General features: G+C 72.0%; 11 protein-coding genes. 1 reads left to right on the top strand and 10 read right to left on the bottom strand.

The genetic code is table 11. The features are described from left to right. From AB0C69_RS03320 to AB0C69_RS03365, 10 genes are all read right to left on the bottom strand, one after another. A partial coding sequence (locus AB0C69_RS03320) for a right-handed parallel beta-helix repeat-containing protein (protein ID WP_360349147.1) occupies positions 1-1,378 on the bottom strand: 1,378 nt, incomplete at its 3' end. A 73-nt stretch (positions 1,379-1,451) separates the two neighbouring features. Further along, complete coding sequence (locus AB0C69_RS03325; protein WP_345178092.1) at positions 1,452-2,069, bottom strand: alpha-ketoglutarate-dependent dioxygenase AlkB; 618 nt, start codon at positions 2,067-2,069, stop codon at positions 1,452-1,454. Between the two features lie 38 nt (positions 2,070-2,107). Beyond that, complete coding sequence (locus tag AB0C69_RS03330) at positions 2,108-4,042, bottom strand: AarF/UbiB family protein (protein WP_360349150.1); 1,935 nt, start codon at positions 4,040-4,042, stop codon at positions 2,108-2,110. A 105-nt stretch (positions 4,043-4,147) separates the two neighbouring features. Further along, positions 4,148-5,014 carry a helix-turn-helix transcriptional regulator gene (locus AB0C69_RS03335; RefSeq protein WP_345178096.1) on the bottom strand — a complete coding sequence of 289 codons (867 nt, stop codon included), beginning with the start codon at positions 5,012-5,014 and terminating at the stop codon, positions 4,148-4,150. Between the two features lie 163 nt (positions 5,015-5,177). Next, positions 5,178-6,215, bottom strand: coding sequence for an XRE family transcriptional regulator (locus AB0C69_RS03340; protein WP_360349153.1), 1,038 nt, complete (start codon positions 6,213-6,215; stop codon positions 5,178-5,180). Positions 6,216-6,231: 16 nt separating this feature from the next. Further along, complete coding sequence (locus tag AB0C69_RS03345) at positions 6,232-6,873, bottom strand: hypothetical protein (RefSeq protein ID WP_360349155.1); 642 nt, start codon at positions 6,871-6,873, stop codon at positions 6,232-6,234. 28 nt (positions 6,874-6,901) lie between these two features. Beyond that, complete coding sequence (locus AB0C69_RS03350) at positions 6,902-7,648, bottom strand: glutamate ABC transporter substrate-binding protein (protein WP_360349158.1); 747 nt, start codon at positions 7,646-7,648, stop codon at positions 6,902-6,904. Between the two features lie 236 nt (positions 7,649-7,884). Further along, positions 7,885-8,559, bottom strand: coding sequence for a hypothetical protein (locus AB0C69_RS03355; RefSeq protein WP_360349161.1), 675 nt, complete (start codon positions 8,557-8,559; stop codon positions 7,885-7,887). Positions 8,560-8,688: 129 nt separating this feature from the next. Beyond that, a complete protein-coding gene (locus AB0C69_RS03360; protein ID WP_345178103.1) occupies positions 8,689-9,027 on the bottom strand; it encodes a hypothetical protein in 339 nt (112 codons plus the stop codon). 121 nt (positions 9,028-9,148) lie between these two features. Then, the gene (locus AB0C69_RS03365; RefSeq protein WP_360349164.1) at positions 9,149-10,783 is read right to left on the bottom strand and encodes an FAD-dependent oxidoreductase; all 1,635 of its coding nucleotides are present in this window, start codon (positions 10,781-10,783) and stop codon (positions 9,149-9,151) included. 313 nt (positions 10,784-11,096) lie between these two features. Here AB0C69_RS03365 and AB0C69_RS03370 point away from each other — a divergent pair, with 313 nt between their 5' ends. Continuing rightward, positions 11,097-11,555 (top strand): nuclear transport factor 2 family protein, encoded by a 459-nt coding sequence (locus tag AB0C69_RS03370; protein ID WP_360349167.1) that lies wholly within the window; start codon positions 11,097-11,099, stop codon positions 11,553-11,555. Positions 11,556-11,615 lie beyond the last annotated feature (60 nt).

The following is an 11,615-nucleotide window of genomic DNA, read 5'->3' on the forward strand; positions in this document are numbered from 1 at the left end:
GCCGCTGCTCGGCCACCTTCTGAAGATTGGTCACCTTCCGGATCTCACGCTTCACCCCCGCGAGACCCACCATCGCCTCCAACCGGCCCAGCAGCACGTCGGCGGACGGCCCGCCGGTTCCTTCTCCGGTCGGCGGCGCGGTCGCGGGCTCCTGCTTCGGCTGGGGCTCGTCGGCCACCGCGGGCTCGACGACCTGCGCGGTCGTCGTGCCGTTCGCGTTCGGGTCGAGCCTGTCCGGCTTCTGGTTGCGCTCGCTGACGAGGCCGCTCACGTCCAGGTGCGCGCCCCGGTCGGCGACCACGCCCGCGCCGCGGGTGTCCACCACCGTGCAGTCGCGGAGGGTGAGCCGGCCGCCCGAATCCACGCTCACGCCGGCGAGCCCGCTGCCGCTGATCGTCATCCCGTCCAGTACGGCGCGCGCGCCGGAGCCGAGCCCCGCGCCGACCTTCCCCGCGCCGGCGATCCGGCCCCGGACGACCGTGACGTCCGCGTGCGCGACGAACGACAGGCCGTTGGTGCTCGCCCCCGTGACCTCGCAGTCCTCCAGCAGCGCGACGCCCTTCTCGACGACCACGCCGGTCCGCCGCGGCGACTCCATCTTGATCCGCCGCGCGGTCAGGGAGCCGCCGGTCGCCACCCACAGCGCGTCCAGGTGCGGGTCCTCGATCAGGCAGTCCTCCGCGACGGCCCTGCCCTTCTCCAGGACGATCAGGGACGACCCGCGCGAGCCGTGGAACGCGCAGTTGCGGACCGCCGCGTCCGCGTGGTCGTCCACCCGGATCCCGGCGCCCTCCGGCCCGCTGATCGTGCACTGCTCGATCAGCGGGCGCGACCCCTCGGTCACCCAGATGCCGTGCCCGCCCGCCTCGTTGACCTGGCACGACCGTAGGGTCACCGTGCTGCCGCTGCGGATCGCCACCGCGTTGCCCTCGGTCCCGCTGACGCTGGTGCTCTCCATGACCCCGGACGCGGCGGCGTACACGACCGCGCCGTCCAGCACCCGGCACCCCATCAGCGCCAGTTGCGCGCCGCTGGCCGCGCGCACGGCCACGTCGGAGCGGGTCATGAACTCGCAGTGCTCCGCCAGGACGCTGCCTTCCGCGGCGTCCAGCGCGAGGCCATCGTCGCTCCAGTTGCGGACGGTCAGCCCCTGGAGGGTCACTTTTCCGGTGACCTCGACCGTCGCGTTCGTGGCGCCGTCCAACGTGACCGAGCCCGGGCCGCCCACGGCCGTCATGACGAAATCGTCGGGACAGTGGAAGCCGGTGTTGGGATAGGCCCCCGGCTCGATCAGGATGTGCCTCCCGGCGCCGTACGGCAGCGGCGCCTGCAACGCCTCCAGCACTGTCCGATACGCCCGGGGGGAGGAGTGTGACACGACCAGACGCTGCAACGGGCCTCCTCACGAATCACCGTTCATGGTGCCATGAGGCGATCCGTGCTCGCCTCGCTCAGCGGACCCCGCGCGGACGGAACTGGACGCTGATCCGGGGGCCCGTCACGCGGGCGCTCTTCGGGATCGCGTGCTCCCACGTCCGCTGGCAGCTCCCGCCCATGACGATGAGGTCGCCGTGGCCCAGGTCGCGGCGGATCGCCGGCCCGCCGCCGCGCGGACGGAGCAGCAGGCTCCTCGGGGTGCCGACCGACAGGATCGCCACCATCGTGTCGTGCGTGGCGCCGCGCCCGATGGTGTCGCCGTGCCAGGCCACGCTGTCGCGCCCGTCGCGGTAGAGGCAGAGACCGGCCGTCCGGAACGGCTCGCCGAGTTCCCCGGCGTAATGCTCGTCGAGCGCCGCCTTCGCCTCGTCCAGGACGGGATCGGGCAGTTCCGCGTTCTCGTCGTAGAACGCCAGGAGGCGCGGGACGTCCACCACCCTGTCGTACATGCGCCGCCGCTCGGCCCGCCACGGGACGGACGTGAGCAACCGCTCGAACAGCGCGTCGGCGTTGGGGATCCATCCGGGCAGGACGTCGACCCAGGCGCCGTGCTCCAGCGGCGTCCGCCGCACGGCGTCCAGAGACCGCGGACCGCTCTCGTCCGTGCTGTCCAGCAACGACCCTTGGAACATTCCTCCACTGTACCCGTCCTGGTCAAACACATGTTCGATCAGCGGCGGAAGATCACCGCCAGGACGCGCAGGGAGAGGACCGAGCAGATGACCAGGCCGCAGTAGCCGAAGAACTGGAAGAGGGTCACGTCGCGGGTCATCGCGGGGCCGTCGCGCAGGCCCAGCAGCATGACCGCCATCACGCCGGCGGTCGACGCGAGGATGGTGAGCAGCACCTGCTGGAGGAGGCCGGTGACCGTGCGGCGGTCGGACTCGTCGGAGAACAGGCGGACGTTCACGCTCAGGCGGCCCGCCTCCGCCGCGGCGGTGATGCGGTCCAGGCGGCGGGGGAGGCGGCGCAGCATCGGCAGCAGGCTGAGCAGTTCGTCGTTCGCGGCCTCGCGCAGCGAGCCGGGCCGGAGCCGTTCCCGCAGGTAGGACTCGCCGAACGTGTGGGCCTCGGTGACGATCGCGAACCCGGGGGCGAGCTCGCTCAGGCCGCCCTCCAGCGTCGCGAGCGCCCGGAAGACCGCCGCGATCTCGGCCGGGACCGCGAGGTCGAACCGTGCGACCAGCCGGAACAGGTCGGTGAACATGGCCATGTCCGGGCTGGTCCCCGGGCCGAGGTGGCGGGCCATGAAGGCGCCGAGCGCGCGGGCGAGGGCCTGCTCGTCCAGCTCGTCCGGACGGGCCACGACCTCCAGGAACGCGTCCGTCACCGCGACCGCGTCGCCCCGGTTCAGGGCGATGAGCATGCGCTGGAGGCAGCCGCGCAGCTCGGTGTCGAGCCGTCCGACCGAGCCGAAGTCGATCAGGCCGAGGCGGCCGTCGTCGAGCAGCAGGATGTTGCCGGGGTGCGGGTCGGCGTGGAAGACGCCGTCCAGGACGATCTGGCGCAGCACCGTGTCAAGGAGGGTGCGCGCGAGGGCGGTCCGGTCGAGCCCGGCGGAGTCGACGCGCGGGCCGGCCTTGCTGAGCGCGACCCCGTCCAGGCGCTGCATGACGAGGACGCGGCCCGTGCAGAAATCGTCGTGGGGACGGGGGACGACGACGTCGCCGGTGCGGGCGGTCGCCGCGACCGAGGCCATGTTGCGGGCCTCGACGCGGAAGTCGAGTTCCTCGCGCAGCGCGCTCGCGAAGCCGTCCGCGAGGTCGACGACGCCGAACGACCTGGCCCATCCGGCGCGCTCGTGGAGCGTCCGGGCGAGGCGGCCGACGATGTCGAGGTCGCGTTCGACCACCGCGCGGACGCCCGGCCGCTGGATCTTGACGACGACCTCCTCGCCGGACCGGAGCGTGGCCCGGTGCACCTGCGCGATGGACGCGGCGGCGAGCGGGGTCCGGTCGAAGGAGGCGAAGACGCCGCGCGTGTCGCCGAGCTCCTCGTGGAGGACGCGTTCGATCTGCGGCCACGGGACCGGTGTGGCGCAGTCCTGCAGCCGCCCCAGTTCCCGGGTGAACTCCGGCGGCAGCACGTCCCGCCGGGTCGACAGGACCTGGCCGAGCTTGACGAACACGACGCCGCCCTGTTCGAGGGCGTGCGTGAACGAGCGCGCGGTGCGGGCGCTCGGGCGCGCGCGTCCGCGCAGGTACGGACCGAGGCCGTGGCGCAGGAAGATGAACGAGATGCGCCGGTACCGGCGGGTCCGGGCGATCCGCGACCGGACGGCGCCGAACCAGTGGAGCGGCGACGGCACCGTCCCGGTCGGGACGAACGCCTCCCACAGGACCAGGATCGTCATCGAGACGAGGAGCGCGCACGCGAAGCCGAGGCAGGCGAGCCAGGTCAGGGCCGCGGGCTCCCGGTCCGCGCGCACGTCGCCGATCAGCGCGCTGATGATCGGGCTGGCGACCGCCTGCCCGACCGCGCCCGCCACGAGCGTCCGGAACAGGGGGAACCGGGTGTCGAGCAGGCTCCTCGCCCCGTACGCCATGACCCAGGTGTTGATCGCCGTTCCGATGAGGAACGCGATGATCGTCGCTGAACCGTCCATTCCCGCCGCCCGCCGGATCGTCTTCCACGTCACGGGGGACGGTAGTGAGCGCGGGGGGCGGCGCCCCTCCCGCCGGAGGGGGAAGTCGCTCGTCCCGACGGGGGATCAGAGCTCGTCGAGCAGGTCCCTGAGGAAGGTCGTGGTGCGGGCGGGGCGGGCCGCGCGGATGCCCAGCAGATCGATGATCTTCTGGTAGCGGACGGCCTCCTGGCCCTCCGGGTAGCGGGCGCCGGTCAGCTGCTCCAGGTAGACCACGTCGTCCAGGTCGTACTCGGCGAACCGCACGATGGTGATCGGGCCGCCCAGCGCCAGGTGCCCGCCCGCCGCGAACGGCAGGACCTGCACCTTCACGTTGGGCATGCCCTCCGACACCGCGATCAGGTGCTCGATCTGGCCGCGCATCGTCCGCGGCCCGCCGATCGGCCTCCGCAGCGCCGCCTCGTCGATCACCGCCCAGAGCGTCGTCGCGCCGGTCGGGCGGTGCAGGATCTCCTGCCGCCGCATCCGGAGGGACAGGCGCCGTTCGAGGCCCCCGTAGGCCGCGTCATGGTGCTCCAGGCCGATGACGGCCCGCGCGTAGTCGCGTGTTTGGAGAAGGCCGGGAACGTATTGCACCTCGTAAGTGCGAATCGTCGCCGCCGACTGTTCCAGGCCGAGATACTGCTCGAACCAGCTCGGCACGATATCGCCGTAGCCCTGCCACCAGCCGGGCTTCCTGGCCTCCCGGACGAGTTGCACGAAGCCATTCCGCTCGTCCTCGTCCTCGACGCCGTAGAGGGTGAGCAGGTCGAGCACGTCGCGGATCTTGAAGCCGTGCCGTCCGAGCTCCAGCCTGCTCATCTTGGACGCCGAGCCGCGGATCGCCTCGCCCGCCTCCACCCGGCTGAGACCGCGCTCCTCGCGCATCCGCCGTAACCGCGCCCCGAGCTGCATGCGCAGCGCGGTGGGACTCGCCAGCCGATTGTCAAGCACCAGGTCTCCAGCGTTCCGTACGTTGGTCCGGCAACACTCTCGGAGGGTCTCACAGGCAATCGTGAACGCGCAGGAGACCTCTCGACAGAGATACGTATCCGGCGCAGCCGCTTTACCAATCACGCCATTGTGTTGAGCGCGGGCCGGAGCGTTCCAGAAGGGGTCACCGGCGCGGGACGAGCAGGTCCAGATCGGCGCGGGTGACCCGGGCGTCCCCGGCGATCCGGTCACGATCCGTGCCGGCGCCCTCCACGACCTCCAGCGCGCGGGTCAGCATCGTCGGCTGCTCCAGCGGGCGGGCCGGGCCGGGCTCCTGACGCCGCCAGCCGCGCGAGCTCAGCGTGCTCATCGCGTCGCGGTACACCGGCTCCTTCATGATCCCGAGCGTGCGGGCCCGGTAGAGCAGCGCCGCCATGCTGACGCCCCAGGACGCCTTCAGCCGCGCGAGCCGGTCCCAGTCGGGGCCCGCGGGCAGCTCGCCGGCGATGTCGGCCTCCGGCATGAGGAACTCCGCCGCGAACCGGTGCGCCTGGTCCTCGACGATCTTCTCGCCGGGCTCGGCGTCGGCGTGCATCACCAGGTGGCCCAGCTCGTGGGCCGCGTCGAACCGGTTGCGCCAGTAGTCGCCCTTGGCGGGGTTGAAGAACACCATCGGCCTCGGGTGGACGCCGACGCTGAACGCGTCCACGCGCTCGGCCGCCCGCGGCAGCACGAGGACGATCACGCCGTGGGACTCCAGCAGCCGGACGACGTGCGGCACCGGCCCGGCCCGCTCGACCAGCGCCTTCCTGGTCAGCCTGGCGGCCTCGGCGGGCCCCGGGCCGGCGATCTCCTCCGGCGAGACCGGGTACTCGGGAAGGTCGACCTCGGGAAGGTCGACGAGCCTTTCGAGGACGGCGACGACGTCGGTGGCGATCCGCCCGTAGGCGAGCGCCTGGTCGCGCTCGATCTGCGTCGTCGACCGGAGCGACCGGAAGTGGGCCCCGTCCATGGAGACCGGGCTGCGGCCGCTCTGGAAGAACTCGACGGGCACGCCCAGCGCGATCGCCAGCCGCCGCACCGTCGTCTCCTCGGGCCTCTGCACGCCCGCCTCGTACTGCCCGATCGCCTTCGGCGTCGTCCCCACGGCCTGCGCGAGCTGGTTCTTGCGCAGGCCCCTGAGCCGCCGGGCGAGCGTCAGCCGCTCGCAGTCGAACAGCACCCCGCGCCACCTTCTGCTAGGCCGTCTTCGTCTCCCCGCGGAGCCGCATCGGGACGTCCGCTTCCCGGTCGTCCCACAGCGGCATCGTCCGCTCGACGAGCTTACGACGTGGATCGGCCCCGATGGTGTCGTCCAGGGGCCTGACCCAGTGCCAGGCGGTGCCGCCGTCGGCGTTCCACCGGGGGCGGCCCAGGAAGAGCTCCATCTCCAGCGGCGCCTCGGTGGCGCTGTGCGCGAGCACCAGCGTCACGACCCCGGGCGTGTCGCGCGGCCCGACGCCCAGCGGGAGGGCGAGCTGCGGGTCCTCGACGTAGGTCTGCCGCGCCACGGCCTGCTTGGTGGGGCTGTCGCGGTCCCACCGGATGCCCCTGACGTTCCCGAACTCGTGCCGCTTGAGCAGCACGCGGTACGGCCCGTACCGCCAGCCGGGCGAGCCGTTCAGATCGTCGCGGACGACCTGCGGCTCGGCCTCGAAGACCCGGTCGATCTGCGACGCCAGCGCGTCGAAGGCGCCGACCCCGTACGTCCGCTCCGTGAACCCGGCCGCCCGGCTCAGCCCGCCGAAGACGGCCAGCGTCGCCTCGCGGTGGGCCTCCCGCAGGGCGTGCAGGAAGCCCGCCGCCAAGAGATCGTCCCAAGCGTCCCTGTCCTCAGCCACGTCTCGACCATAGCCAGGGGCGCCGACATTACGAGCAGCCCTCGAACTCGGGGACCTCGCGGACGAGCGTGAGCCCGCTCCTGCCGAACCACTTGTCCAGCAGGCGGCCCGCCGTCCCGTCCTGGTACATCGTCGTGATGGCCCGGTTCACCGCCTCGCAGCCGTCCGCGTCGTCCTTGCGCATCCCGACCCCGTACCGCTCGTCGGTGAAAGGGGCGTTGATGATCCTCAGGTCGGGGGCCGCGAACCCGGCGAGCACCAGGTCGCCGGTGGAGATGGCGTCCACGGCCCCGGACCGCAGCTTCGCCACGCAGTCGCTGTAGGACGAGCCCGGGACGAGCCGGGCGGGGATGCTCAGACCGACCACCACCCGCTCGGTCGAGACCGAGCCGCTGGCCTGGCACATCCTCCGCCCGGCGAGATCGCGCACGCTGCGGACGCGGGTCTCGCCCCGCCGGACCATGACGTCCTGGTGGGCGACGTAGTAGGGGCCGCCGAAGGCGACGAGCCTGGCCCGGTCCGGCGTGATCGAGTAGGACGCGAGCACCAGGTCGACGGCGCGCCGGTTCAGCAGTCGCTCCCGGTCGTCGGACCTGACCTCGCGGAACGTCACCCGGGACGCCCCGAGGCGGCGGGCGATGTCGGCGCCCACGTCGACCTCGAACCCCTGGAACACCCCGTTTTTCCTCAGCCCGAGCCCGGGCTGGTCCGCCTTGACCCCGATCACGATGACGTCCTGGCGGTGGATCGAGGCCCTGGCGGTCGCGCATCCCACGAGCGCGAGTGCGAGAGTCAGAAGCACGAGAATGGCGCGCACGGACCATGACTAGCGACAGGAAAAGGCCGCCGGATGAACGCGGGACGACCGTGCAATGCCGGCGGATGAACCTGTGGCGGCCAGGCCCGGGCGCCGATTGCGCAGAAGTGGCCGGCAGCGCGCAGAAGTCGCCGGCAGCCCGATGGCCGCCGAGGCGGTGTGCCTTCGGCGGCCATCGGGCCTGCTCGCGGAATTCAGCCGCGGACTCTGTGCGTCCCCGCCGCCAGGCGCCCGGCGGCGCCTCGCTCACTGCGGAGGGCGACGACGCCCATCATCAGGAGCCAGTAGCTGAGGATGGCGCCCAGCGAGGCGGTGGTGCCCCAGCCGTTGGCGGCGTAGAAGAACGCCGGCTCGTTGCCGAAGAAGAGCGAGGGGATGAAGGCGATGTTGATCGCGGCCAGCACGTAGGCGGACATGCCGGTCCAGCCCGGCAGCGCGCCGGTCTTCCGCACCGCGTATCCGAGCGCGACCAGGAAGAACGCCAGCAGCATGCGCCCGATGGACCCGTACAGGATGTACGTCCCGCTGACGGAGATGGTCGGGTCGATCGGACGGTCCGCGGCGATGACGGCTCCGCCCTCCAGCCCGCTGGAGACGAGGGTGACGACGACGTAGGCGATCCCGGCGGCGAAGGCGAAGTTCCCCGCCCATTCGTAACGCGGGTCGACGCTCTTCACCAGTTCCCGGAAACCCGTCACGAAGAGGAGCAGGAATCCGAGGGCCAGGATCTGCAGGAGGAGGCGGGACAGGACGTTGGAGTCCGGCGGCGAGCCCGAGTAGACGAAGTACAGCGGGACCCCGACGATGAGGGCGGCGGCGGAGGCGAGGCCGGTCCATCCGGTGAAGCGCCGGGCGAGAACTGTGTCCACGAGACTGCCTTTCTCAGGGGCGAGGAGGAATCTGCATCTGCGGAACACTTTGCCGGGCGCGCCATGGCCTGTCCGTGGGCGTGCCTCCCGCTTCGCGGTAGAGCTATGCCTACCTTCCGCGCGCCCGTTTCATTTGGCCGGGCGACGCCGCCGCTCCCGGCTGCTCTTCACGGGCGCGGCCTTTCCGTCGGCGACGAGGCGCTCGTGCTGCTGCCATCCCTGGAGCCACTTCCACCCGGATCCGAGCGCCGCGGTCGACGCGGCCACCATGAACGTGGTCACCTGCGTCTCGTCGAGGTGGGCTCCGGGCACGAGCTGCGCCACGGCACCGGCGAGCCACCCCGCCGCCACGGCGAACACGGGCGTGAACAACGCGACGCCGCGCCCGAGCCAGGACGCCTCCCCTTCCGGTGTCTCGGCGATCTCAGCCGTTTCGGACGGGACGTTCTCAAGCGAGCCGTCGACCACAGGACCACTCTCCAGGACAGGCGCTTCCGTTTCGACGGCCTCAGAGTGCCGCGCCGGAAGTGCTCCCGTCCCCGGAATTCGCCAACCGTCCCCGAAAACCGTCGATAACCGGCATAGCGGCTCAGAGGGACAGGTACTCGTGGACCGAGCGGACGGCCGTGGCGCCCTCGCCCACCGCCGAGGCGACCCGCTTGATCGAGCCCTTGCGCACGTCTCCGGCGGCGAAGACCCCGGGCATGCTCGTCTCCAGCGGCATCGGGTCCCGGTCGAGGGCCCGGCGCGGCGGGGCCCGGTCGTCGATCTCGCGGCCCGTGAGCAGGTAGCCCTGCTCGTCGCAGGCGATGCCGTCCGGGAGCCACCGCGTGTGCGGCTCGCCGCCGATCATGATGAAGAGCGCGGCGGCCGGGACGCGCTCGGTGGCGCCCGCCGCCCGGTCGGCGAGCGTCAGGGACCGCAGGCGGTCGCCTCCGCCGCATCCGGTCACCTCGGTCCGCCGGCGGACGACGATGTTCGGCGTCGACTCGATGGCGCGCAGCAGGTAGGTCGACGCCGACTTCGCCAGGCCGTCGCCCCGGACGACGAGCGTGACCGTGCGGGCGTGCTTGGCCAGGTGCAGCGCGCCCTGGCACGCCGAGTTCCCGGCGCCGACGATGAAGACGTCCTGGCCCCGCATCGCGCGGCTCTCGCCCACGGCCATGCCGTAGAACACGCCGGAGCCGACGAGGGCCTCCAGGCCGGGGACGCCGAGCCGCCGCCAGTCGACGCCCGTGGCGATCAGCACCGCGCGTGCGCTGACCTCGGAGCCGTCCGCCATGCGGACCACCCGCCGGTCGCCGCGGCTCTCCAGGCCGACGACCTGCTGGGCGAAGACGATGTGCGCGCCCATCAGCCACGCCTGCTCGCAGGTGCGCTCCATCAGGTAGCCCCCGGCGATGCCGTGCGGGAACCCGGGGTAGTTCCTGATCATCGGGCTGGTCCCCGCCTGGCCGCCCGAGAAGGCCCGTTCCAGCAGCACGGTGTCGAGCCCCTCGGATGCCGCGTACACGGCCGCCGTGAGCCCGGCCGACCCGGCGCCGACGATGGCGACGTCGCAGACCTCCAGGTCGTTCTCGACGCTGACGCCCATCGCGCACGCGAGGTCGGAGACCTGCGGGTCCACGTACGCCCGGCCGTCGTAGCGGACCACCACCGGCAGCCGCGACGCGTCGGCGCCGGCCTCCTCCAGCAGCCGCCGCCCGGTCTCCCCGCCGGGCGGGTGGACGACGAACGGCAGGTTGAAGCGCGCCATCACGTCGCGCAGCCGCAGCATCCGGGGGTCGTCCATCTCGGCGACGACGCGGAACAGCTCGAACGCCGGTTCCTGCTCCTCCGTCCACGAGGACAGGAACTCGCTCACCGCCCGGTGCATCGTCTCGTCGTTCGTCCACGGCCGGACGAGGTGGTAGTCGGCGGACCCGAGCGCGATCGCCTGGACGGCAGGACTGGTCGAGGTGTAGTCGCGGTCCACCATCAGCACGCGCCTGGCGTTCGGATACAGCTCGTGCGCCCGCGGAAGGACGTCGGCGCAGGCGTCGTCCACCATCAGCAGCGCGACGGATTCCCCGGCCCGCGCCATCTCCCGCAGCGCGTCGCACGCCTCGCCGGGCGAACTCGCGCCCTTCACGGTGAACGCCTCGCCCAGCCGTCGCGTGAGGTCGGCGAGGAGGACCCGCCGCGAGCCCGCGTCGTGATCTACCACGAGTATGACCGGTGCCATCACCTCTACCAGCGTAATCCTGGCCGGCGGGCCGGAACGGCGACCGCGGACGGCCGATCTTCTCAAGAGCGCGGAGGCGTTTCCACGGCCGCCATCGCGCGCTTCCCTTGCCGGGCACCGGAATCCGGGCGCGGGGGAGTTGGTGGATCTCGCATGTCCGCTTGGCCTCGGCGCGGCGGGCACCGATCAGGCGATGCCGACCTTTTGCCGGATCTTTGGTCCCGCCGGAGCGGCGCACCCCCTTCCGCGGGCCCGGCCCGATGGGTAGAACGTGTTCTTGTGTTTTGCCGGAGGAGCTAGGAGGCTGGGGCGCATGGATCTGGTTGCGCTGGAAGAGATTCGGCGGCTCAAGTACCGGTACCTGCGGTGCGTCGACCTCAAGCTGTGGGACGAGTTCGCCGGGGTGTTCACCGAGGACGCGGTGGCGGAGTACGACACGCCGGTGCTGGGCGAGACGCTCAGGCTGGAGGGGCGGGACGCGATCGTCGAGTACATGCGGTCCAACCTCGGACCGGACAAGATCAGCACCCACACGGCCGGCTGCCCGGAGATCGACCTCGACGGGGACCGGGCGACCGGGATCTGGTCGCTGGACGACACGATCATCCTCCCGGCGGACCGGCTGCTCATCCGGGGCGCCGCCTTCTACCACGACGTCTACCGGCGGGACGGCGGCGCATGGCGGGTCGAGAGGACCGGGCACCGGCGGACCTACGAGTACATGGTGTCGCTGGACGACGCGCCGAGCCTGAAGTTCACGACCTCCCATTGAGCGGGACCCGGTCTTTGCCCGCTGCTTAGAACGCGTTCTAGTCTCCCTCCCGCCAGAGCA

This window comes from Actinomadura sp. NPDC048032 (assembly GCF_040653175.1).
In the GTDB taxonomy this organism is placed as follows: Bacteria; Actinomycetota; Actinomycetes; order Streptosporangiales; family Streptosporangiaceae; genus Spirillospora; species Spirillospora verrucosospora.

Coding starts and splice junctions, on each gene's coding strand:
- AB0C69_RS03325 (WP_345178092.1), bottom strand. CDS start 2,069: ATGTTCCAAGGGTCGTTGCTGGACAGCACGGACGAGAGCGGTCCGCGG.
- AB0C69_RS03330 (WP_360349150.1), bottom strand. CDS start 4,042: ATGGACGGTTCAGCGACGATCATCGCGTTCCTCATCGGAACGGCGATC.
- AB0C69_RS03365 (WP_360349164.1), bottom strand. CDS start 10,783: ATGGCACCGGTCATACTCGTGGTAGATCACGACGCGGGCTCGCGGCGG.
- AB0C69_RS03370 (WP_360349167.1), top strand. CDS start 11,097: ATGGATCTGGTTGCGCTGGAAGAGATTCGGCGGCTCAAGTACCGGTAC.